At 41.1% G+C, this 22,840-nt stretch carries 19 protein-coding genes and 1 pseudogene; 9 read left to right on the top strand and 11 right to left on the bottom strand.

Annotation, left to right across the window (positions count from 1 at the left end; all coding sequences use genetic code 11):
* Positions 1 to 82 precede the first annotated feature (82 nt).
* From ccsB to HWQ58_RS12150, 3 genes and pseudogenes are all read left to right on the top strand, one after another.
* Positions 83 to 1,144, top strand: a complete 1,062-nt coding sequence (ccsB, locus tag HWQ58_RS12160; protein ID WP_292862271.1) for a c-type cytochrome biogenesis protein CcsB — start codon at positions 83 to 85, stop codon at positions 1,142 to 1,144.
* Between the two features lie 304 nt (positions 1,145 to 1,448).
* Positions 1,449 to 1,757 (top strand): KGK domain-containing protein, encoded by a 309-nt coding sequence (locus HWQ58_RS12155; RefSeq protein WP_292862268.1) that lies wholly within the window; start codon positions 1,449 to 1,451, stop codon positions 1,755 to 1,757.
* A gap of 109 nt (positions 1,758 to 1,866) precedes the next feature.
* Positions 1,867 to 2,577: pseudogene (locus HWQ58_RS12150) on the top strand (Uma2 family endonuclease).
* A gap of 107 nt (positions 2,578 to 2,684) precedes the next feature.
* Here the strand turns inward: HWQ58_RS12150 and HWQ58_RS12145 are convergent.
* The gene (locus HWQ58_RS12145) at positions 2,685 to 4,028 is read right to left on the bottom strand and encodes a TMEM143 family protein (RefSeq protein ID WP_292862265.1); all 1,344 of its coding nucleotides are present in this window, start codon (positions 4,026 to 4,028) and stop codon (positions 2,685 to 2,687) included.
* A 262-nt stretch (positions 4,029 to 4,290) separates the two neighbouring features.
* On the opposite strand from HWQ58_RS12145, the gene HWQ58_RS12140 reads away from it, so the two are divergent.
* Positions 4,291 to 4,968, top strand: coding sequence for a Uma2 family endonuclease (locus tag HWQ58_RS12140; RefSeq protein WP_292862262.1), 678 nt, complete (start codon positions 4,291 to 4,293; stop codon positions 4,966 to 4,968).
* A gap of 34 nt (positions 4,969 to 5,002) precedes the next feature.
* The gene (locus HWQ58_RS12135; protein WP_292862259.1) at positions 5,003 to 5,212 is read left to right on the top strand and encodes a hypothetical protein; all 210 of its coding nucleotides are present in this window, start codon (positions 5,003 to 5,005) and stop codon (positions 5,210 to 5,212) included.
* A gap of 267 nt (positions 5,213 to 5,479) precedes the next feature.
* On the opposite strand, the gene HWQ58_RS12130 is transcribed toward HWQ58_RS12135, so the two are convergent.
* Together HWQ58_RS12130 and HWQ58_RS12125 are read right to left on the bottom strand one after the other, a co-directional pair.
* On the bottom strand, positions 5,480 to 7,402 hold the full coding sequence (locus tag HWQ58_RS12130; protein ID WP_292862256.1) for a tetratricopeptide repeat protein: 1,923 nt from the start codon (positions 7,400 to 7,402) through the stop codon (positions 5,480 to 5,482).
* Positions 7,359 to 8,711 carry an ATP-binding protein gene (locus HWQ58_RS12125; RefSeq protein ID WP_292862253.1) on the bottom strand — a complete coding sequence of 451 codons (1,353 nt, stop codon included), beginning with the start codon at positions 8,709 to 8,711 and terminating at the stop codon, positions 7,359 to 7,361. Before HWQ58_RS12125 ends, HWQ58_RS12130 begins: the two co-directional genes overlap by 44 nt.
* A 162-nt stretch (positions 8,712 to 8,873) precedes the next feature.
* Here HWQ58_RS12125 and HWQ58_RS12120 point away from each other — a divergent pair, with 162 nt between their 5' ends.
* Entirely contained in the window at positions 8,874 to 9,458 is a 585-nt protein-coding gene (locus HWQ58_RS12120; RefSeq protein ID WP_292862250.1) for an Npun_F5749 family FMN-dependent PPOX-type flavoprotein, read from the top strand.
* Between the two features lie 44 nt (positions 9,459 to 9,502).
* On the opposite strand, the gene cysE is transcribed toward HWQ58_RS12120, so the two are convergent.
* The 8 genes from cysE to HWQ58_RS12080 form a co-directional block, all read right to left on the bottom strand.
* Entirely contained in the window at positions 9,503 to 10,267 is a 765-nt protein-coding gene (cysE, locus tag HWQ58_RS12115) for a serine O-acetyltransferase (protein WP_292862247.1), read from the bottom strand.
* 224 nt (positions 10,268 to 10,491) lie between these two features.
* Positions 10,492 to 10,983: a hypothetical protein gene (locus HWQ58_RS12110; protein WP_292862244.1), complete on the bottom strand. Its 492-nt coding sequence runs from the start codon at positions 10,981 to 10,983 to the stop codon at positions 10,492 to 10,494.
* 184 nt (positions 10,984 to 11,167) lie between these two features.
* Positions 11,168 to 11,653, bottom strand: a complete 486-nt coding sequence (gene grpE, locus HWQ58_RS12105) for a nucleotide exchange factor GrpE (RefSeq protein WP_292862241.1) — start codon at positions 11,651 to 11,653, stop codon at positions 11,168 to 11,170.
* The gene (locus tag HWQ58_RS12100; protein WP_292862238.1) at positions 11,646 to 12,260 is read right to left on the bottom strand and encodes a molecular chaperone DnaJ; all 615 of its coding nucleotides are present in this window, start codon (positions 12,258 to 12,260) and stop codon (positions 11,646 to 11,648) included. Before HWQ58_RS12100 ends, grpE begins: the two co-directional genes overlap by 8 nt.
* 13 nt (positions 12,261 to 12,273) lie before the next feature.
* Positions 12,274 to 15,003 carry a peptidase M, neutral zinc metallopeptidase site gene (locus HWQ58_RS12095; protein WP_292862235.1) on the bottom strand — a complete coding sequence of 910 codons (2,730 nt, stop codon included), beginning with the start codon at positions 15,001 to 15,003 and terminating at the stop codon, positions 12,274 to 12,276.
* Positions 15,003 to 15,512 carry a LysM domain-containing protein gene (locus HWQ58_RS12090; RefSeq protein WP_292862232.1) on the bottom strand — a complete coding sequence of 170 codons (510 nt, stop codon included), beginning with the start codon at positions 15,510 to 15,512 and terminating at the stop codon, positions 15,003 to 15,005. The genes HWQ58_RS12095 and HWQ58_RS12090 overlap by 1 nt, the downstream gene beginning before the upstream one ends.
* Positions 15,509 to 17,722 carry an Hsp70 family protein gene (locus HWQ58_RS12085; protein WP_292862229.1) on the bottom strand — a complete coding sequence of 738 codons (2,214 nt, stop codon included), beginning with the start codon at positions 17,720 to 17,722 and terminating at the stop codon, positions 15,509 to 15,511. Before HWQ58_RS12085 ends, HWQ58_RS12090 begins: the two co-directional genes overlap by 4 nt.
* Positions 17,723 to 17,941: 219 nt before the next feature.
* Positions 17,942 to 19,603, bottom strand: coding sequence for a DUF3352 domain-containing protein (locus HWQ58_RS12080; protein ID WP_292862226.1), 1,662 nt, complete (start codon positions 19,601 to 19,603; stop codon positions 17,942 to 17,944).
* Positions 19,604 to 19,762: 159 nt separating this feature from the next.
* Here HWQ58_RS12080 and HWQ58_RS12075 point away from each other — a divergent pair, with 159 nt between their 5' ends.
* The 3 genes from HWQ58_RS12075 (at position 19,763) to HWQ58_RS12065 (ending at position 22,531) form a co-directional block, all read left to right on the top strand.
* Positions 19,763 to 20,095 carry a rhodanese-like domain-containing protein gene (locus tag HWQ58_RS12075; RefSeq protein WP_292862223.1) on the top strand — a complete coding sequence of 111 codons (333 nt, stop codon included), beginning with the start codon at positions 19,763 to 19,765 and terminating at the stop codon, positions 20,093 to 20,095.
* Between the two features lie 472 nt (positions 20,096 to 20,567).
* Complete coding sequence (locus HWQ58_RS12070) at positions 20,568 to 21,737, top strand: heat-inducible transcriptional repressor HrcA (protein ID WP_292862220.1); 1,170 nt, start codon at positions 20,568 to 20,570, stop codon at positions 21,735 to 21,737.
* Positions 21,738 to 21,859: 122 nt separating this feature from the next.
* Positions 21,860 to 22,531 (top strand): DUF2834 domain-containing protein, encoded by a 672-nt coding sequence (locus HWQ58_RS12065; protein WP_292862217.1) that lies wholly within the window; start codon positions 21,860 to 21,862, stop codon positions 22,529 to 22,531.
* Positions 22,532 to 22,840 lie beyond the last annotated feature (309 nt).

Here is a 22,840-nt window from a genome sequence, read left to right as displayed (position 1 = left end):
CCCATTCCCGATTCCCCTCTAAACATATAGGATCAAAACAGTCAGAATCGATATTTTAAATCATCCACGGAGAGAAAACTTTATGAATTTGGTTGTACTCCAGAACTGGCTGGACAATGCGTCCTTTGCCATATTATTCCTGACAATGCTGGTGTATTGGGGAGGAGCGGCTTTTCCGAATCTGCCTTATCTAGCCGCTTTGGGGACAGCTGGGATGGCGATCGCAAATTTGTGCATAGCTACTCTACTAGGGGCACGATGGATCGAAGCTGGTTACTTTCCCTTAAGTAATCTTTATGAATCTCTGTTTTTCTTAACTTGGGGAATTACCGCAGTCCATCTGATTGCTGAAAATAGTAGCCGTAGCCGCTTAGTAGGAGTTGCGACAGCTCCAGTGGCAATGGCGATCGCAGCTTTTGCTACCATGACACTACCATCCCAGATGCAAGCGTCAGAACCCCTAGTACCTGCCTTGAAGTCAAATTGGCTGATGATGCATGTCAGCGTCATGATGTTGAGTTATTCTGCTTTGATGGTGGGTTCCTTATTAGCGATCGCTTTTTTAATTGTCACTCGCGGTCAAAATATCCAGCTACAAGGCAGTTCTGTTGGTACTGGTGGCTATCGCAGCAACGGCTACCGCTTGCACAAAGCATCTGAACTAATTTCTCAACCACCAACCCCTGCTGTTGAAAATAACGGCTTTGCCCGTTTTGAAACTAGTAGCAACGGCAACGGTAACGGAAACACTGCTGTTTTGAATTTAGTAACTACTCCTGAATCTCAAGCTGTTACATCTGTTGAACCTCTTTCACCCCAGCGCCTTAGCCTTGCCGAAACCCTCGACAACATCAGCTATCGCATCATTGGATTAGGATTTCCCCTGCTGACAATTGGCATCATTGCCGGTGGCGTTTGGGCTAACGAAGCCTGGGGTTCCTACTGGAGTTGGGACCCGAAAGAAACTTGGGCATTAATCACCTGGCTAGTATTCGCCGCCTACCTTCACGCCAGAATTACTCGCGGTTGGCAAGGGCGTCGTCCGGCAATTTTAGCCTCCGCCGGCTTGCTTGTTGTTTGGGTTTGCTATCTCGGTGTGAATCTTTTGGGTAAAGGTTTGCATTCTTACGGTTGGTTTTTCTAAAAACCTCACTAAAACAGTACTGAGTGTTGAGTATTTTACTTTTACTGATAACTCAGGACTTGGTAAAGTCTTACGTAAAACATGGTGAGTTAAGTATTTAAGTTGAAACACAGAGGAGGGCAGAGTTTTTCTTTGCCCCTACTCTTAGAAGATCGCTAAGAGCGATTGCGCCAGACAAAAATTATTACTGATAACGACCAGGGACTAATGACCAATGACTAATGACTAATGACTAAATTATCATTTTATTTCGGATGAACTGTTATATCTCTGGAAAATATAGATTTATTGACAGGAGATTTTTATGGAAGATGGATTCGAGATACTAAACCATGATGAAGTTGTGTCTATAGAACCGGACACTTTTAATAAGTTAAATATTGCTAAAACTTTTAAAGTCCGTGATTTGATTACAGCAATTAAGGAATATGTTGGAGCTGAAGAAACAGATGAAGTAAATTTGTATACTCAAGGATTAAATTGTGAAGTTTTACAATTTAGTACTATGGGATGGAAAAAAGGAAAAGTTAGACTTGCTTTAGAATTTTGTCCTGATGAATCTGAGTCACCACTTGATGAAATTTTTCAAAAACTCAAACAAGTGGAAAATTAATATCCAATGAGCAAAATAACCCCGCTTCTTAAAGAAGTGGGGTTCTGATACTCTCTATGTTTGCAAATAAAATAGGATGTGCTAACAACTGAAAAACGGTAAACCTATTATGCTAAATTACGATCCATTAGCTTGTTTGCCGTCATCTGAGGAACTGCCCGACTCTGACGATACCCCAGTGGATAACGAATTACAAAATATAATTCCAGGTTTACTCAAAGTTATCTTGGCGATGGTTTGGGCAGAACGGATGGATTGGTTTTTTGGTATAGATATGGGGATTTATCATGACCCAGATTTACCAGCGATAGTCCCAGATGGATTTTTGAGTTTGGGCGTAGAGCGGTTTTACGATCAAAACCTCCGTCTCAGTTATGTGCTTTGGGAAGAAAAGAGAGTACCGATATTAGCGCTGGAGGTAGTGTCTCAGACATATCGCGGTGAGTACTCAACCAAGAAAGTAGAGTATGCAAGATTGGGGATTTTGTATTATGTGGTTTACAATCTATTTCGTCGCCGTAAGCCACGTTTAGAAGTTTACAAATTAGTTAATAATGTTTATGAATTTCAAGATGGTAATCCTGTTTGGCTACCAGAGATTGGTTTAGGAATTGGCATGGAACAGGGAACTTATCTAGGTATTCCACGCGAGTGGTTGTATTGGTATAACCGGCAAGGGCAAAGGTTTTTAACACCAGAAGAAGACAAAAAACTTGCTCAATAACAAACACAGCAAGCACAGCAAGAAGCTCAACAAGCACGACGACGTGCTGAATTATTCGCAGAACAGTTACGTAGACGCGGAGCGGCTTGTCGTTAGACATCGCTTGGTATAGATCCTGATTCTCTCACCTGAATTGCTTTGAAGATTCATCAATGAACTCAAAGGTGCAAATTGGAAGATATAGAGATAACGGAGAGACTAAACTACAAGATTATCCCGTTATATCGAAAGGCATTATCCCAAACATAATCAATCACTGCTTTCGCATCATCCAAGGGTAGAACGTGACATGCTCCTTGGCGATCGTAGGCTAGTAAAGGGATTTCTGGTACATTGTCTGTTGTTTCGCTATTTTGAATTACTTGACCGCGAATATCTTCTAAATTGCTTAGAGGCCCTTGAATATCAAAGTTAATCTTTGTGCCTAATTTATTATCCATCCAAGTTTCGATGCGAGAATCTAATTGTTGAGGAGTTAATGCTGTGGGGCTAGTAAGTAAATGATAGTATGCCAGAATAATTTCCTTACATTCTTCTTCTTCTGCTAATTCCAGAAACATTTGAAAAACACTATGATTGTTCCCTAAATTCTTGAAAAATAGCGTATCAGTTACAATTTTTTGAAACTTAATTTTTTTATTTTTGTAATTATTGTATTGCGTAAAGGCAAATCCACCTAAAGCGATCGCTAATGATAAAGCTGCCACCAAGACGGGCATAAAATTTCTGACTTTCTCAAACTCTACATTTAATGATTCAACCCAAAAAGTAACATTTAGTACTAGTAGAATTGCTGCAACTAGCAATAATAAATTCGGCAGTGTTCTTAATAGCAAAGGAATTGCCGCGCCAATCGCCGGAATTCCAAATAGTAACCGATCTTTCCAGGTCATACTGGTTTTTACATTGGGAAAGATTAAGTCAACATCTAATTTGGGAATATTTTTGTAGAAGTAAACATACATCTTACCGGGAATGAACTTTAATTCTTGGATATTGTCTTTCTTCGCCCGAAAGTAAGCTGCTTCTTTGAACTTGACTAATAAAACAATCCGTTCAAAAATATCAACTGTCTTTTCTTCTTGCCAAAAGAAGAATTTTTTTAGCAAAATTTTTTTATAACTATCACCCCGGTAATAACAGATTAAGCGGTCAAAATCCTCAAAATTTACTTTAGTTTTCAATTCAATGAGAGATTTTGTTGCCAGCGCTCGTTTGAGAATCGATTCAGGCAAAACAATATAATTAGCTCTTTCGACAATATGCCCAAAGGCTTCAACTACTTTCAACTCCATGTCATCATATTGCTCGAATGTTGGTGGAGTTATTGGTTGAATCTCTGCATTAGGATTAAAGGGTACGTAGTTATCTTTGATAACTTCTAAGGTTTTGTGGAAGCGAAAGTGATAGTATGCAATGAGGATTTGGCAGAAATCTTGAAATTTTTTGACATCAGCTTCATCTAGCTGACCGTCTTCCAGGCAAAGTTTGATAATATCACTGCGAGTGAAGGGAATAAACGCTTCTCTATTTTCGGAAACAGCCATGTTCAAAGATGAATCAGAATCTAACTAGGGTTTGCCACATCCCACAAAAACGGCGAACATGAGACATTATGTCTTCATTGGCAACTAAATTCTAGTATCTTGGGTGGTAAATCTAGCAGTTTTTTCTTGAGCCGAGGGAAAAAGTGAGTAGCGATATTTGCTTTGCCTTGCACATCTCCAATGCGTTCTGTCATTTCCAAAGACTTCAAGATTCATTAATAAAATAAAGATGTACTCATAACTGAGGAACAGGAAATCAATCATGCTAAATTACGATCCATTAGCTTGTTTGCCCTCATCTGAGGAACTGCCAGACTCTGACGATACCCCTGTGGACAATGAATTACAAGATTTGATTCCTGGTTTACTCAAAGCAATACTCGCAATGGCTTGGCCAGAAAGAATGGATTGGTTTTTTGGTATAGATATGGGGATTTATTATGACCCAGATTTACCGCCAATCGTGCCAGATGGATTTTTGAGTTTGGGGGTAGAGCGATTTTATGATGAAAACCTCCGTCCCAGTTATGTGCTTTGGGAAGAGAAGAGAGTACCGATATTAGCGCTGGAAGTGGTATCTCAGACATATCGCGGTGAGTATTCGACCAAAAAAGCAGAGTATGCAAGATTAGGGTTTTTGTATTATGTGGTTTACAATCCATTTCGTCGCCGTAAACCATGTTTAGAAGTTTACAAATTAGTTAATAATACTTATGAATTAGATGATAATAATCCCGTTTGGTTGTCAGAGATTGGTTTAGGAATTGGTGTGGAACGGGGAACTTATCTAGGCATTCCCCGCGAGTGGTTGTATTGGTACGATCAGCAAGGACAAAGGCTTTTAACACCACAAGAACAGGCTCAACAAGCTGAAAGACGCGCCCAATTATTAGCAGAAAGATTAAGATCGCTCGGCATAGATCCTGATTCTCTCACCTAAATTGCTGTAAAGATTCATTAACGAAGCTCCGAGGTTGACGACGAATGAAGCTCAAAGGTTCATTAATGGAGTTCAAAGACTCATTCACGAGTATAAAAGACTCGTCCGCGAGTATAAAAGACTCGTCGCCGAGTATCAAAGACTCGTCGCCGAGTATCAAAGACTCGTTCACGAGTATCAAAGACTCGTTCACGAGTATCAAAGACTCGTCCGCGAATATCAAAGACTCGTTCACGAGTATTAAAGACTCGTCGCCGAGTATCAAAGACTCGTTCACGAGTATTAAAGACTCTCGCGCGAGTATCAAAGACTCATTACAGCAATTTTCATATATTTAAAAAACACTCTCGCTTTCTTCTCTGCGCCTTCGCGCCCACCGTTCGCGTAGCGTCTCCGATAGGAGAAGTTTTGAGCGGCGGAAGCCGCCGCTCAAACTTCTCTCTGCGTGAGACAAAAAACTTTAGGTGCTGTAATTACGAATTACGAACTTGTACTGAGCGCAGCCGAAGTATTACGAATTACGCATTACCCTATCCAGACTTGCACTCACACTTTCAGCATCTGGTGACTTCAATCGCTGCAAAATTTCTAAAGCTGGTTGCAAATAGGATATCGCTTTAGTGTATTCACCCTGCTGTTCTGCCAAATGTCCTAACCACCACAGAGTCATTGCTTGGCCTTGGACATCTCCAATGCCTTCTCTTATTTCCAAAGACTGATTGAAAAGTGCGATCGCTTCATCCACTTCCCCTTTGTTGGCGTAGATACTTGCCAGTTGGTGCAATGTCGCCGCTTTGCCTTGGACATTACCAGTGCGTTCATTTATTTCCAAAGACTGATTGTAGAGTGCGATCGCTTCTTCCACTTCCCCTTTGTTGGCGTAGATAATTCCCAGACAGTACAACGTCGCTCCTTTGCCTTGGACATCTCCAATGCGTTCTTTTAATTCCAAAGACTGATTGTAGAGTGCGATCGCTTCATCCACATCCCCTTTGTTGGCGTAGATACCTGCTAGATTGTGCAACGTCGCCGCTTTGCCTTGGAAATTTCCAATGCATTGTGTTATTTCCAAAGACTGATTGAAAAGTGCGATCGCTTCATCTACTTCTCCTTTGTTAACGTAAAGAATTCCTAGATTGCTCAATGTTGCCGCTTTACCTTGGACATTTCCAATGCGTTGTGTTATTTCCAAAGACTGATTGTAGAGTGCGATCGCTTCATCCACTTCCCCTTTGTTAGCGTAAAGAATTCCCAGATTGCTCAACATCGCAGCTTTGGTTTGGACATCACCAATGCGTTCAGTTATTTCCAAAGTCCATTTGTAGAGTGCGATCGCTTTATCCACATCCCCTGTGTCAGCATAGATACCTGCTAGTGCGTGCAACGTCGCCGCTTTGGTTTGGACATCACCAATGCGTTCAGTTATTTCCAAAGACTGATTGTAGAGTGCGATCGCTTTATCCACATTGCCTTTGTTGGCGTAGATACCTGCTAGTTCGTACAACGTCACCGCTTTGCCTTGGACATCACCAATGTATTCAGTTATTTCCAAAGACTTATTGTAGAGTGCGATCGCTCTATCCCATTCTCCTAAATCATAATATGTGTCACCCAGTTCGTGGAGAACACTGGCTTTGATTCCTGCTAAATTTTCATCTTCTTCAGTCAACTTCAAAGCTTTTAGCAAAAAATATTCTGCTTTTTCTGCCTCAGCAATACTCCTATAAGCTGCCCCTAATTCCTGCAAAATAGTAATGCGGGTACGTACATCTGTTGATTCTTCCATTAGCAAGCGTTCAAGTAAATCAATCCGCTCTTGCCTTTCTGGTAAATCTAAACTTCCTAATATTCTCTCAGACTGAATTGTTTTTTCCAAAGCCAATTCTTGAGTAGACTCGACTGTTTGAAAATAAAATACTCCTTTTCTCCATGCCCAAAAATCTGGAGCATACTTTGCCAAACGTGTTAGGGCATGATCTGGCAGAAATATCAGTATAGGGTGAGGAACACTATTAGTAAAAGCGTCTCGGACAAAGTTTAAGTCTTGCAGTACAGGCGGATATTCCCCAGTTAAACCAATAGACTTTTCTAACCCGATAACAATTAAAACTAATTTTTTATCTGGTTCTAAATCAACTTCTTTTAAATCATGAATAATCTCATCCCTTAAAAAACGCAAATTAGGATCGGCAAAATTGAGAAGTTCAAACTGAATCTCATGGCATTGAGGATGGTTATTGAGGATTTCAATTAAAGTATTTTTATCTTCAGCAAAGTTAACAGCAACGAACCCAATCGTTAACTGAGTGTCAGCAAAATCAATAAAGGTTAACAGTTCCGCTAATGACTGCTGATTTATTTGCACAAAAGTTTCTTTTTCTAAATTTAACTCAGGGGTTACTTGTGGCTGATTTGACTGCTTCTTGGAAAGCATGGATTTGCCTCACAACTGGATTAACATAATTCCAGCGATTTTTGCCGTTGTACTCAAAAACCCAAAGATTGAACAGCATTAATCTGCCGATTTCATCTTTAGAAACATCCTTATTGACATATACCGCAGCCAAAGCAGAATAGTATTCTGTTGATATACTTCGCTCAAAATTAAACTGCTCTTGCTTAATCGCATAAGTGATATCATCAGCAGTAACTTTATCAAGACCGCGAGTTGCTGCTGTAAGAAATGCTTTTGATGCTATTTGCATCAATTGGCGGATGTGACCGCCGCTTGCTTTTGCTAAATCTACCAATAGTTGACGCGATTCCAACACTGCGTCTACTTTAACTCTTTGTTCAATTAAACTCGTAATTGCTGTTATCCCCTCATCATTATAATCTAGCTCGTTTTTGTCTTTTTCAAACTCATATATGTTGACCATCGGTACAATATTCGGTGTGTCGAAGGTGTTCGCCAAATTATTTTCAGAATAGACGATAGAAATTGGCGCTGTATAGATAATCGTACAATGTAAACTTTGTAATTGAAATGCGTAATCACAAAATAAATGTTTAGCTACATTTGGGGGCACTCTGTCTAAGTTATCAAAAATAATCAAAAATCCTTTTTCATATTCTGGGTATTTTGATTTAAGCTTGACAAAAGCATCCCCTAACAACAAATTTATATCTGCTTGTAAACGACCAATATCTTTTTGTAAATTCTGACGAACTGTCTTTCTTTGTTTGTCAGCGCCTTTAATTTGAGCCTGGATTTTACCCAATAGCTTTGAAAGAAAGGGAATCTTTATACCTGCTTTTGCCTCAGCACCGATACTTACTGACCTTTCAACTGTTTGTTCCGTTTCTTGAGTAATTTCTTTAAACCAAGACTCAAAATTATTTAAAAGTTGTGCATCAAAATTTAATTCCGATGTGTATAATACATCAGCAACTTTTTTAATAATTACCAAATATAAATCTGTGTATTCTGCGTCTAATATATCTAGTTCAGCGTCGGCTTCTATATAAATAACTTTATATTGAGATTCCCATTCTCGCTGAATCTTCCTTAATTCTGTACTTTTACCGCATCCCCGATGTCCAGTGAATAGAAGGCTGCAAAATTCGGCGGGTTCCAAAAAATCTAAGCGAGTTTTAACAGTATTAATTGCCTGTGTCTTGCGAACTTTTGATAAATCAACATAATAACGTTCAATATCTCTATTAGTGACTAGAGGAGCTACATCACAAACACGAAAAGCAGCTTTGAGGGTATTAGCACGATTAGCGGGTAAGGAACTCATTAGGTATTATTTATATTAAGAATTTATATATATTACAGCAGCAAAATCTTAAAGCTTCTTGGCGTTAGAGAACTTTTAGGAATCACTGGCGCTCAACCAGGAGTATTGAAGTGGTAGGATGTTCAGCAATACCTGGCGTTAGATTACCAACAGAATTGTATAATGTCTCTTGCTCCTTGGCGAAGTGCGATCGCTCATGCACTTGATCGCAACCGCAGCCTTGTTTATGCCCGTTACCTGCAACTAGCAACACTACAAGCGAATGGTCGCCCCGCTAATCGTACCCTAGTCTTTCGCGACTTTCTAGAAGATACAAACCAGCTAAAATTTATCACCGATAACCGTAGCGCCAAAACTGACCAGATACAGCAACAACCTTGGGCAGAAATTTGCTGGTACTTCCCCAATACACGAGAACAATTCCGCATCACTGGCTGTTTAACCCTGGTAAGCGGTGATGATTCTGACCACGATCTACAGCCAGCCCGGATCGCAATGTGGCAAGAATTGAGTGATGCGGCGCGTTTACAGTTTGCTTGGCCCCATCCTGGTAAACCCAGAATCCAAGAAGCAGGAGCCTTTGAGCCACCAGCACCCGATCCTGTTGAGCCAGTGGCTAATTTTTGTCTACTGCTACTCGATCCGGTGCAAGTAGACCATTTAGAATTACGCGGCGAACCACAAAATCGATGGCTTTACTGCCGTAGCGATCGGCAAGAATGGTCTAGCGAAGCGATTAATCCGTGATTTAGTCAAGAGTCAAAAGATTGACCCTTAACTCTTAAGTTAAACTAAATGCCAGCACCATCTAGAAATTCCTGGATAGTCTTATCCTTGAGGTTGCACCAGCGAATATCGTGGGTTAGCTCATCCTCTTTCGCTGCTAAACAACCCACTAAAACGGGAGTTTTTTCTGAAGAATTGGTGCGCTGAAGAGTTTGTATTTGTTCTTCCAACGCCTCAATCCGGTTTACTAAAGCACGAATTACTTGAGCTTCTGAATCTGGTAAGTTATTGTGTTCAAGAGGTGAAACCCGAACTCCAGAACGATACATAATACGCCCAGGCACACCTACCACAGTACAGTCTGAAGGCACATCTCTTAAAACAACAGAACCAGCACCAATACGGACATTATTGCCAATTTGGATATTGCCCAGTACCTTCGCTCCAGCTCCAACTACGACGTTTTCGCCCACAGTGGGATGGCGCTTGCCACATTCTTTACCAGTACCCCCAAGGGTGACACCTTGATAAATTAGGGCATAGTCTCCCACGATCGCAGTTTCACCAATTACTACACCCATCCCGTGGTCAATAAACACACTTTGCCCAATTGTTGCACCAGGGTGGATTTCAATTCCAGTCAAAAACCGAGCCAAGTGAGAAACCAGGCGCGGAATAAAGGGAAGACCAACACTATACAACCAGTGAGCCAGCCTATGGAATAACAGGGCTTGCAAACCAGGGTAACAAAATAAAACTTCCAACCAATTACGGGCAGCTGGGTCACGTTCAAATATGATACGAAAGTCAGCACGTAGTATAGATAGCACGAGATAGCACCCTCGGAAAGCACAACAAGCTACTCTCCCATATTATCCTCTCAGGTGTTACACGTAAAAATTGGGAATGGGGCATTGGGCATGGGGAAGAGGCAGAGGAGCTGGGGGCAAGGGGGAGAATGAAAAATTACCTCTTTCCCCTCTGCTTTCTGCTCCCTGCTCCCCTGCCTCCTCATCTCCCTCATCTTCCCCTGCTCCCTACTCCCCGCTCCTTATCACTTCTGCTCCACTGTCAAAGTATAATCACGCTTGACCCCAGGATTAAATGTACCTACCCAAATCCGATAAGTGCCCCTTTTCCAGTCGCGATCGCTAACGCTAGCATCTTTACTTTTACCAGTGTCATCGCCGCAACGAATCGTTGTTTGATCTGGGCCTTGAATGATTAAAGTGGTGTCGTTGTTGTTGCTATCGACTTGGATTGTTAGCTGGGGAAAGTCCTTTTCCAAAACCATAATGTGATCTGGTTTGGGATCGGCAAAGCCAATACAGGCTTTTTGATCGCGATCGCGATTACTGATGGCAGATAATGAGTAAGAACCACCTGTAAACCCCTGCACTGTTCCTTGTGCTGAATCAAAGTTTGTTGATAAATTAAAAGTGCCAAAGTTTGCTGTCTGTGCTATTGCAGGGGTAGCTGTGATGGCGGTAAGTATAGCCAACAGCCAACCGCCGCGAAACTGAAGTCGGGGGCAACAGTGTTTCATAGTAGCCCTCCAACAGGCTTTTAAATTAGTAATGATATATACATATTCTAGTTAAAAAAATCTAGTGAAATTTCAGTTGGGTGTGCCACATTCAAATGTGCCACAGTTAATGTTTTGGAAAGTGGACAGCGAATTGCTAGGTTGTTTATTAATATAAACGCAGCTACAATTCTATAAACAACATCTACGGTTCCTCAACTTCTGATTTAGATGTGATTATCTCTGTTGGACGCAGGGTTTTCTCTCCCAAAGAAAACCCTCGACGGACGATTTTAGTAATTGTTTGGTCTGCCATATCATTTCTGACTTCACGATCAACAACACGGCATAAATTAAAATCTGGCTGTGTACTTTGCAGTTCTATTTCTATAGGTAAGACATGGCGCTTTCCTAGTACACCGAGAAACTTCCGATTAACCGCCCCTACAGACTTGGGTAAACGCTGGAGAAATTCTGGGCTGGGATTGGGGTTCTGTTCTAGATAATCCAGTAAAGCTTCTAATGCATCACCAATTTCTAGCAGTTCTAAAAATAAATCTTCAGTGTTTATTGCGGTTTTAGTTTGCTGTTCTCGTAAAGACTGTTGTAATACAACTTTGTCTTTTTTGAGGTTGTTAATTTCTTGTATGGTCAAGTCTTGCTGTTCTTGACTGATAATAAAATCAGACATGGGAAACCTCTTTTGATAACATTGGTAAAGTTTTAGTTGCCCAAGTTTTCACTTGCGGATGAGTATGGTTACTCAAAAGCTGACAAAGCGCGATCGCTCTTTCTAACTGTCCAACTATTTTATACACTTTAATCAGCCACATTTGGGCTTGAATGTAATCTTTACTATTAATATCTGTACAGCCTTGGCAGTAGTCTTCTAGATATTTTATCGCTTTGGGGTAACGTTCTTCTTTACAAGCTATAATGCCCTCGGTGAACAACTCTGATAGGTTCATTGGTAAAGGCTCTCGCTCTAGGCGTTCTTCTTGGGCAGATTGAGCGATCGCTTGCTCTAATCCATCAAATTCTGGTAATAATACCAGTCCAGGTGCTGGCTGAAGCAAAGCCGATAAATCACTATATTTGAAGTGCTTAATAGTGGGCAGTATAGGACGCAAATAGTCGGCTATGATGCGTTCTTCTGGTTTTAATAAGCTTTTTTGGGCTTTAGCAATGATATCCACAGGATATTTCTTGTGCTTCATTGCCACTGCTACAGCTTTTGTAATTTCAGCTTTAGATGCTGCTGGGGATACACCCAGAATCTCATAAGGATTATATTCCATTAGATACCTTTAATTAACAAATTTTCAGGCTGTGGTAAATTTCTTGAAAAGCAGGTTCTTCTGGACAAAGTTCATAAGCCCAACGACCTAATTGCTGAATTAAATCAAAAGATAAATTGCGGTTTTGGATACCTTTAACCAAGGTATTAATAAAAAACTCAGCGAGATAGTTACGAATAGAGTTATGTTGTGAGTATTTGGCACGATGAACAGCTTCATCAAAGCGATCGCATTTCATGAAATTTTGAATATCTTTCAGTTCTTGGCTAAATCTGTAAACTTCTTGGACATTTGGATCATCTGGACATAGTTCATAAGCCCAATAGCCTAATTGATAAATATCTTCAAATCCTAAATCCCGATTTTGGAAACCCTTGATTAATATTTCTACGCAAATATCTGACACAATATTACGTATACGTTGATGCTGGGATTTTTTAGCACGTTGTACAGCTTCTTCAAATTGATTATTTTTTAATAAATTCTCAATTAATTCTAATTTTTGTTTAAATTCAATTCTCTGAATTAAGTCAATTACAACAGGATTTTGATTGTCAACTTCTTTTAGTTTTTGTAGTTCTCTCAGGGCTGTTGCTAATGAAAGTTGTTCATTAGTAATTTGTTCGCGTATTTGTTCTGCCTTATACTCAGCTAGATAACTTCTAGCGTCTCTACTTCCTAAAAGGTCATACCAAAACTGGGCAAACTCTAAATGCTCTTGAGATTCTGATATTGTTTGACGTTGCAATCCACAAAGTCTATCTATTTCTTGTTGCCAATCATTACTAGCTTGAATTTCTGGCTTTGCTTGTTTCAGAGGAATAATTGCCTCTTGCCATTTTTGTTGCTGTAGCTGATAGCAACCTTCATGGTAAGCAACAAATTTCTGAGCAAATACTGCAATATCAGAATTATCTGTGGTTGAGGGTTTAAGTTGAATTGCTCTTTGGTAATCTCCTTCTAAACAAGCAGCCATAGCTAATCCCCAATTTGTATACAGGGAATTTAAAATTTTTTGGTTAGAATTTATCCTATTGTCGTAACTACCTTGCCATTGAGGAAGGTAATGCTGATAACAACCAGGTGTGATAAATATATCCTTTATTTTCATTCCCCATTTTGACGGCTCACCCATCAGCTTTAGAGATAGTAATTCTAATCGGTAATAATCGCGTAAATTCAAATACTCAATAATGTTTGTATCTTTATAAGTATCTAATAACGTTGCTATTCGGCGTTTTAAGCCTAAAGAAATTAAGGTAAATTCTACAGGTTTATTTTCTAACCAAGGCACATCTTGAAGGCTTGGATCTTCAGTTATATTTGCTAAGGCTGTTGAAAACGAAATTATCAAACTAAAAAGCTTTATAGGTTCAGTTTGAGCAAGATAATAATTTGCTGTTGCCCAATTATGTAATGTGGTAATATTAGGGTTTGAAATCCAGGCTTTTTCAGCATTATCAACAATAATTCTCCAGTTTTTTTCTTGCCATACTTCCACTTCTAAACGAGGCTGAATATGTTCGTTGAGATTTTTATCGACTAACGGATCAAAACCAAATTTTTGGATAAATTGTGTACTTTCTGTTTTAGCATTCTCCCAATTTTCAGCTTTTACTAGTTGCTCTATATTATGTAGTCTTAGCAGGCGTTGGCGTTGGGAAAGATTTTTGATAATTTCTCGTTGCTTGGCAATGTCAGGAGTATTCAGTCCTTGCCATTCTTTATAAGCTACTTGTAAATCTTCTTGTTGCGCGTAGGCAAATCCCCGTAAGTAAGCAGCTTGTTCTCCAGGTATAGCTTCTAAGTGAGTTAGTGCGGTTGCCCATGCCTGAGTTTTAATTGCCACAAGTGCTAACCGGATTTGGCAGTATGTAGAGTTGGGCAAGAGCAATTTAGCATTTTTATAAAGGGATGTAGCCGCCTTAAAATCACCCGCTTTTTCTGCTGTTAACCCTTGGCGAAACTGTTCTCTTCCTTTAAGTGTTTGTTGTAACTTTTGTAGTAAATGAAGTCCGTCAGAGCGAGAAAAGTTAGTCAAAGCATTTTTTAAAAGTGCGATCGCTGCCTGTAATTTTCCTTCACTTTCAGCTTGTTGCACCTTTTGAAAAGCTGCATCATAAATTTCTTCTTGTTGGACTTGGGCAAGACTTGCAGCGATCGCCTGTTGTAGAGATTCAGTAGAATAAAGCTTTTCAGCCTCTCGATAAACTGCGATCGCATTTTTATAAAACCGATTTGCTGCCTGAGACTGTGCCTGTGTCACTAAATTTAAAAACTGCTGTCGCCGTTGCAGTTCTTCTTGGTACTGCTTGATTACCCGTGATATACGATCATCGTGGAGAATTTTGGTACAGCGCTGATAAATGGCGATCGCATTTGCAAGTGCTTGCGTTTCTAAAGGGTCGCCCGTATCTTGCTTGAGAAGGGTTTTGGCGTTAGCAGCTAGTTTATCCACTTCTGCTACTTGATAGCGCCACTGCTTTAGTTGCTGAGTAAGATTGTCTAACAGCCTACCTAGTAGCAATTGACAAATCAAACGCTCCCAAAAACCTGGTTTTCTTGACCAGACAGCGAGAGCTTTTTCTGCAATCATTACCGCTTCTCGCAAGTGCTTGTTTTGGGCTAATTGTGCTGCTTTTTGGCTGGCTTCTTTAGTCAGTGGCGCTTGCTTCCAGGCATCAACAATGCCCACCCCCAGTAAAGTTTTAGTTAAGGTATTCAAACTATCAAGGATGCTCATTAAGCACCCTCCTTGCAGTTGGGGATTTTTAACACATCCCCTACGTCTATATCATCTTCCCGTCCTTTGAGTTGGGGGTTGGCTTTAACCATTACTTGCCAAGAGGTTCCCTGACCACAAAATTTTTGGGCGATCGCGCTGAGGTGATCTCCCGATTTAACAGTATAAGTAATTGGTTTTGGGGGTTCCTTAGCTGTCACAGAGGCATGATTAACTGGTTGTTTTAAGCGATCGCTAATAACTGGATTGGGAGAAGAGACAGTTAATGTGTGTAACTGTGGTTGCAGGAATATAAAACTGCCCATTGCTCCCAACCCAATGCCGATAATCAGCAGCACTAAAGCAACTCCTAGTTGCCATTTGGTAATTTTCACTTGTCGCACAGGATCTTCCACCTGCGGTAATTCTTTAAGCATCCGAATTACAGAAAGATCAGTGTCGCAGTTAGGACAAGTGTCACCTTCAATTTCTTGGTAATCACACACAGGACAGTTCAGTTTCATCTTCATCGCGTTATTCCTGTGACAATGCTGTTGCTAGGTAACTCCTCATTTAGCCAACGCTGGATGTCTGGTTGCAATTCACTCCACAAGCGATTGGCTTCGTTTCCATCATCACTTTCCATAGCCCCAAGCATCCGAAAAAGTTTGTCAGACATGGCATTTGCTTCGGTCGGTGCAACTGCACAAGCTTGACGGATTCCTAAAAGACAAGCTTGAATAAGCTTGACCTCATCAGGTAGATTGTCAAGTTCTCGCCTTGCATCTTCACTCTGAGATTCCATCTTGGAGAGGTTATCGGTGTTGATGGCATCTTGCAATTCTTGACTCAGTTTTTGTAATCGTTCCTGCTGTGGTTGAGGAATTATCGATCCGCAGTATTTAACTAGGCGATCGCATTCATTCATTAGGTACTTGGCTTCTAGGCTTTCCTTAGACATGGATACCTGGAATTTTTTCAAGTTTGCACCAGCGCGATCGCGTAAATCGCTGCGTTCCTCTCCGGTCTTCGGATCGATGATTTGGTTACTTAACTGCACCACTGGCAGGGCTAACTTCAGCGCTTCTTCTACGCCGATATGAGTTAGGTTTTGGTCGTTGAGTTCTGCGATCGTTTCCTCTAATTCCTTATATATTTTCTCATCTGATCGCCCCCGCGAAAAGGTGCAACTCACTCTCTCTGAAGGGTCATTTTTTAATGTGGCAGTCATCCCTAGAACGCTGTTTTTCTCATCTAATTCCAAGTTGACTAAAACTTCTGTCCCTCTTGGATAAGCATGATTTAACCCTAACCAGATATCGCCAATACTTTCATTTCCGCCCACCCCATCCAAATCTTCTTTTACTTGATCGGGATTAAAAAATTGAAAATGAATCAACCGTTGTCCATTAGCAGCAGTTTTAAAAGTGTGGGATGTCTTCACTGGTAAAATATCACCCCGCTTAATTACTTGCTCTCTGCCATCCACCAGCTTGATAAAATAATCGCGGGATACTGTAGTTACTTTGTCTGTTTGTCCAGCCGCGACAATTGCTGCACCCTCAGCCACCGCATACATCGGGCGAGGATGCACTACTACTTTATCGGCTCCAAAGGCTTCTCTGACTTTGCGTTGGACTACAGGAATTTGGCAAGAACCGCCAACCAATAATACTACATCTACCATCTCTAGGTGATGTTCAGCGTCTTGTAGTGCTTGGCGGCAAATCTGAATTGATCGCTCCACCAAATCAAAAATTATTTCCTCAAATTGCTCATGAGTGATTTCTACTTCAATAGGAATGGCAATACCCAATTCGTCGAGTAATTGAGTCGCAGGAGCAATGCGAGATATTGTAGCAGTGCTTAATTCAACTTTGGCGCGTTCTACTGCTAACTTCAAATCGGCGTTAAATCGCACCCGTTGATAGTGGGGCATTTTGGTAATCAAGCCATCAATATCAGCAATTCCTTCTTGCTGGGCAAATTGCTGTTTAACAAACTTGATGATCCGAGAGTCAATGTCATCTCCTCCCAACCATAAATCCCCAGCTTTTCCCAGTTCAATAAATGAAGTTCCTGCTGCTTGAATCACCGAAGCATCAAATGTACCACCCCCAAAGTCAAAAACTAAAATCGTTTTAAAATCATCCCCAGTTGGAGAAAAGCCGTAAGATATGGCGGCGGCTGTGGGTTCCGGGAGCAATTCTAAGGGAGTGATTCCAGCTTTGAGTGCAGCTGTACGGGTAGCATGACGCTGTTTGTCGTTGAAGTAAGCGGGGATGGTAATAACTGCTTGGTTTATGACTTCGCCTGTTTTACCAATTCTTTGGCGATAAGCTTGGGCATTTTGCACAACTTTTTTGAGAATTTCAGCAGAAATATCCTCTGGCTGGTATTCTTTGCCTCCTAGCCACACTGCAATACTGTTGTCTGTACCCTGACTCGGTTGAGCAATTTTGTAACCAAATTCTGACTTTTGTTTCTGTACGGCTGGATCGCCAAAACCTCTTCCTATTAGGCGCTTGATGGAAACAACCACGTTTTCAGGATTAGCCCTGAGTTGGTTATAAGCTTGATCTCCTACCAAAAATTTATTTTGCTCACAAGCAACGACCGATCGCGTCAGTTTCCTATCTGGAGGCGTATTATCATTAGCTGTCACCACTTCCACTTCTGCTAACTTAAAAGCGGCGACAGAATTCGTCGTTCCTAGATCAATGCCAATTACCTTGCCCATTACTGATCGCTACCTGGGTATTGTGTAAATTATTTCTGATGTATTTGAGACTCACTGCTACATCGAACTTAAATTTATAAGCCAGCAGTTAGTACCTATCCAAAGATTACAAATACAAATAGCAAATGCTACAGAAAATCTACGTAAATATCATGGGGCAAAAAAAGGCAGAAGGTTAAAAATTATTTTACCTTCTGCACTTGAGCTTTTCTGAAAATCTCAGGAATTATTGAGTTGGAAAAAAACGCCACCTTTGAGCGATCGCTTGTCAGTTCCATAACTACTAACTGTGAGCGATCGCAAGTTGTTAAAAAATGGTTTACCTAAGACTTCCACTAGTTTGAGAATCGGTACTTGATGCTCTAACAAATTCTGGCTCTTTGTCCAGTCAACATATAAATAGCCTTGGTTTGGTAGGGGAATTGCAGCGATACTATCTTTGAAATTGGGATTGTCAATTATGGAATTATCCTTGGTTGTGAGAATTTCATTGATTGTCTCCAAGTCAGACGCGAAAATTTCGTAATTTCCTAAAGTTGTATGCAATCCCCGCACTTTTGTTTCAATGCTGAAAGATGCTCCTTCTTTGACATCACTTTTTTTTGTAGCTGTGGTTAACTCTGTCCAAGCGGAGATTTTTTGCTTGTCTATATTTAGGGTATTGATGCTGAGTCCGTTAGATGAAGCGATCGCATCTAATCGAGCAACGCCTTGTTCTACACCTTCGGATTTTTCCACCACAAAAATCCAATGTGGGGTTGTTTGCTCTTTATCAGGTAACAATGCTATGGCATATTCTCCTTGTACCCAACTGAAAATATCCTTTGGTAAATTTATACTCCAGCGTTTTTGAACATCCGCCAAAGGTTTTGCTAACCGAGAAACCACATCTTCCCCAGAACCATATATAGTTGCTGTTGCTTGTCTCCAGAGCTTGGCTAAATCGCTGTCACCCAAATTACTCAAATTCGAGCCGGAAATTGCTAAACCTGCGGATGCTGGAACATACTGTAATGCTCCCACAGGTTTAGATAGCGGTGCAGATGGAGGGACAATTTCCGATGAAGTCAAAAAGGTGGTTTCTGCCAGCAATCCTTGGCGATTCAACACTAAGGATATGATTTCACTGTTATAAAGTTGTTCTGGTAACTCTAACCCTTGCCATTTTGCTACGATGGGAAGATTCAAGAAAGCTACAGCTAATCCCCCTTTAAGCCGTTCTTTGGTAGCTTTTTGGTATTCGGGTGAGCTACTCAAATTCAGATCGGGCGCTTGGACGTTATTGATAGCATCTCGTAGTACTTTCGGATCGTTGGCAAATAAAACGAAGCTTTCACCGACAACAGCACCAGCAAGCAAGTCTTGTTCTGGTTGAGAATTGTCAGAAATCAGTTTTACACCTTTATATTGTTCAACAGCTAAGTTTGCTCCGGCTAATGCTCTTTTAGAAAACAACAACTCGACAAACTCGCGGCTTTTCTGCGGTTGTTTGGTTGCTAATGCCAACAAATACCCTGGCTGCTGTCCGTTTTCTGGATCGCGATCAATATCTAAGGTAGCGATCGCTAATGTAATTTCGTCCCCTAACCAGGGTTGAATGTCTTGTTTGTAATCTATGCCACTCTTGGCGAATAAACTGGTTTTGAGTTTAGATAGTTCCTCTTCCCGCTCCAACGCCTGCAAACGCTCAGGATTCGTCAATAATGAAACCATTGCAGGGGAAAGTTTCGACACGAATATGGCTGCACCAGGCCCAGAGCTAGAAGCAATCAGGTTAGCCGGACTTTTAGCGAAAAACCAGTAAAAGCCTGCGATCGCAATTACTAGCAGGGCGATCGCCCCAGCGACGAAAAAACCGATAAATGAACGTTGCCTATTCACATTAAACCTATTAAAAAAGACGGTTTACAGCCATTTAAGCAGAAAGCCTAGCAGAATCAATCAACCCTCTTGAGAATGGATGCTGATGTCAAGGCAGAAATTTTCTGTCACCATAAATAGTATTAGGACTATTTACGAAAACCTCATGACAGGGAACTCATGAATCAAATTAGTGTAGAAGAACTGGCGCAACGTCTTTCTTCTAGTGATACAAGTATTCAGCTAGTAGATGTGCGGGAACCACAAGAATTGGCGATCGCTAGCATTGAGGGCTTTGTCAACCTACCTTTAAGTCAATTTGCCGAATGGGGAGATCGAGTACCTACCCTCTTCAATCCCGAAGCCGAAACCTTGGTGTTATGCCATCATGGCATCCGCTCTGCCCAAATGTGCCAGTGGTTGATTGCTCAAGGTTTTACAAATGTGCAAAATATTTCGGGTGGTATTGATGCCTATTCCCAACTAGTAGACCCTTCAATTCCCCAGTATTAGCTTTTGCTCGAATACATGATTCAGATGGGACTTAACTCTTCCATCTGACTTTTGCTATCCTAAAGGCAGAAGTACATCACTTTAAAGGTTTGCCGGAAAGCTTGGAATTTGGGCATTAAGTACATCTGCACAAAACTTTTCGACTGACCCAAATCACACTTCAGCACTAGCCATTGCAAAAAAATACGTATCTAATAATACTGTCGCAAGCGCAAATTTGTGCAAAAGTACGGTTAGAAAGAAGCATCGTAAGGGTACATTATAATCAGCAGCTTTTGCAAAAAAAAGTTGAGCTACTATTTCAACCCTACTCTTAAAAAATGCTGTATGTATATAAACTTTAAAAATACTTATCAAAATATAGTTATACAATTTGCTATCTTAATGAATTATTAATATTCTCTGTTTTCGATTAAATCCACAAACTTTTTCAAAGTTTGATTAAAACTTGCCTTCAGCAAAACATACCATAATGGAAGTTCAGTTAACAAATCGACAACAGCATATACTTTGGGCAACGGTACGTCACTACATTGCTACGGCAGAGCCTGTTGGTTCAAAGGCTTTAGTCGAAGAGTACGACCTGGGTGTAAGCTCGGCGACAATTCGCAATGTGATGGGCGTTTTAGAAAAGTCTGGATTGCTCTATCAACCCCACGCTTCTGCTGGACGTGTACCTTCAGATTCAGGCTATCGCATTTATGTTGACCAGCTAATTACACCTTCTCTGCATTCGCGCAGCGTGTCGCAGACAGACGCTACGCGAAGCTTGCTTCCACGTTCGCGCAGCGTCCCGCAGGCAAGTGGTACGGAAATAGGTCGAGAAGTAGAGGTGGCACTGCAAAAGCAGCTACAGTGGCAAGATCGGAGTTTAGAAACCCTACTGCAAGGAGCCGCACAAATTTTAGCAACCTTGAGTGGTTGCGTTAGCTTGATCACTATGCCGCAAACGACCACAGCGCTATTGCGACATCTGCAATTAGTGCAAATTGAAGCCGGGCGGATTATGCTGATTGTGGTAACTGATGGTTACGAGACACATTCTAAATTGATGGATTTGTCGCCAACACCAGAAGAAACACAACGGGATTCAGAGGTAATCGATCGCGAGTTGCAGATTGTTTCTAACTTTTTGAATAGTCACCTGCGGGGGCGAAGTCTGTTGGAATTAGCCTACCTCAACTGGAACGAACTAGATCAGGAGTTCCAACGCTACGGGGAATTTTTGAAAAACTCAGTTGCTGAATTGACTCGTCGCACTCTTGCACCAACTGCAACCCAAATTATGGTTCGGGGTGTGTCAGAAGTTTTGCGCCAGCCAGAATTTTCCCAGTTACAGCAAGTACAAACGATTATCCATCTGTTGGAAGAAGAACAAGACCAACTGTGGCGATTAATATTTGAGGAACCAGAACCAGAGGATGGTGGTAAACCAAAAGTAACGGTTCGCATTGGTGCAGAAAATCCATTAGAACCGATACGTACCTGCACCTTGATTTCTTCTAACTATCGCCGAGGTTCGGTACCTGTAGGAAGTGTGGGAGTTTTGGGGCCAACGCGCCTAGATTATGAAAGTGCGATCGCAGTCGTGGCATCCGCTGCTGATTATCTCTCAGAAGCTTTCAGTTATTTGAATCCTTAATCGTATCAGGTGATATTTAACGGACAAGCTGCTATGGGTTTAGTCAAGTGAACAATACCATAGCTGGCAGATATCCCAATTTGTTGCGACAAAATCAATAATTAATACTACTTAAATCTTTTATGGTGAGAAAAATTGCCTTTGGCGTGCTGTGGCTGGGATTTGTGGTCTATGCTTTTTTACTCGCGCCTGCCGATCAACCCGGTACATTCGAGTTAATTAAAAACCTTTCTATCGGCCAGTGGCAAGGTGTTAACCCGTTAGTCATAGCACTATTCAACCTCATGGGCATCTGGCCTCTTATTTACAGCGCAGTAGTCTTTATTGATGGTAGAGGACAAAAAATACCTGCTTGGCTGTTTTCTACTGCTTCTTTCGCAGTTGGTGCTTTTGCCTTGTTGCCGTATTTAGCCCTACGAGAACCAAATAATCAGTTTCTCGGTCAAAAGAATACCTTGCTCAAGCTGCTAGATTCTCGTGTGACTGGTTTTGTGTTAGCGGTAGCCACGGTTATTCTAGTTGTCTACGGTTTAAGAGGAGGAGATTGGGGCAGTTTTGTGCAAGAGTGGCAAACTAACCGTTTCATCAATGTGATGAGTTTAGATTTTTGTCTACTCTGCCTATTATTTCCCACATTGTTGGGGGATGATATGGCGCGTCGCGGTTGGAAAAATCCGCAGTTTTTCTGGTTAATAACCTTGATACCGCTATTTGGCCCATTGGTTTATTTATCTGTGCGTCCACCTTTGCCGGAAGTGGGTACATCCATATCCAAGCAGCCAGCAACGAATTGAAGAATAAAGTGCATTTTTCACAATCCACAATCGTTCGACTGAGCGTAGCCGAAGTCTAAAATCCCAAGTGGTATCACCTAAAGTCTCCCCTTTTTCAAAGGCTTGGGGATTTTCTGTGGGTGCGTAAATCCCAAGAGAAAGTTTTTTCTGAAAGTACTTTACAAAACGCAATAAATTCTTTAAGATGTGTAACAGGTAGTCAAACCTACCTAAAATTCATCTTGCAAATAATCGCATTTATAAAACAATGACAACAACCTTACAACGTCGCGAAAGCGCCAACGTATGGGATCGATTCTGCGAATGGAT

The organism is Nostoc sp. LPT, from assembly GCF_017115165.1.
Taxonomy (GTDB): domain Bacteria; phylum Cyanobacteriota; class Cyanobacteriia; order Cyanobacteriales; family Nostocaceae; genus Nostoc.
The sequence above is the reverse complement of the archived record's forward strand: the minus strand, read 5'-3'. Positions and strand labels throughout refer to the sequence as shown.

Coding starts and splice junctions, on each gene's coding strand:
- ccsB (WP_292862271.1), top strand. CDS start 83: ATGAATTTGGTTGTACTCCAGAACTGGCTGGACAATGCGTCCTTTGCC.
- HWQ58_RS12155 (WP_292862268.1), top strand. CDS start 1,449: ATGGAAGATGGATTCGAGATACTAAACCATGATGAAGTTGTGTCTATA.
- HWQ58_RS12145 (WP_292862265.1), bottom strand. CDS start 4,028: ATGGCTGTTTCCGAAAATAGAGAAGCGTTTATTCCCTTCACTCGCAGT.
- HWQ58_RS12140 (WP_292862262.1), top strand. CDS start 4,291: ATGCTAAATTACGATCCATTAGCTTGTTTGCCCTCATCTGAGGAACTG.
- HWQ58_RS12130 (WP_292862256.1), bottom strand. CDS start 7,402: ATGCTTTCCAAGAAGCAGTCAAATCAGCCACAAGTAACCCCTGAGTTA.
- HWQ58_RS12125 (WP_292862253.1), bottom strand. CDS start 8,711: ATGAGTTCCTTACCCGCTAATCGTGCTAATACCCTCAAAGCTGCTTTT.
- HWQ58_RS12120 (WP_292862250.1), top strand. CDS start 8,874: ATGTCTCTTGCTCCTTGGCGAAGTGCGATCGCTCATGCACTTGATCGC.
- HWQ58_RS12110 (WP_292862244.1), bottom strand. CDS start 10,983: ATGAAACACTGTTGCCCCCGACTTCAGTTTCGCGGCGGTTGGCTGTTG.
- grpE (WP_292862241.1), bottom strand. CDS start 11,653: ATGTCTGATTTTATTATCAGTCAAGAACAGCAAGACTTGACCATACAA.
- HWQ58_RS12100 (WP_292862238.1), bottom strand. CDS start 12,260: ATGGAATATAATCCTTATGAGATTCTGGGTGTATCCCCAGCAGCATCT.
- HWQ58_RS12095 (WP_292862235.1), bottom strand. CDS start 15,003: ATGAGCATCCTTGATAGTTTGAATACCTTAACTAAAACTTTACTGGGG.
- HWQ58_RS12090 (WP_292862232.1), bottom strand. CDS start 15,512: ATGAAGATGAAACTGAACTGTCCTGTGTGTGATTACCAAGAAATTGAA.
- HWQ58_RS12085 (WP_292862229.1), bottom strand. CDS start 17,722: ATGGGCAAGGTAATTGGCATTGATCTAGGAACGACGAATTCTGTCGCC.
- HWQ58_RS12075 (WP_292862223.1), top strand. CDS start 19,763: ATGAATCAAATTAGTGTAGAAGAACTGGCGCAACGTCTTTCTTCTAGT.
- HWQ58_RS12070 (WP_292862220.1), top strand. CDS start 20,568: ATGGAAGTTCAGTTAACAAATCGACAACAGCATATACTTTGGGCAACG.
- HWQ58_RS12065 (WP_292862217.1), top strand. CDS start 21,860: ATGGTGAGAAAAATTGCCTTTGGCGTGCTGTGGCTGGGATTTGTGGTC.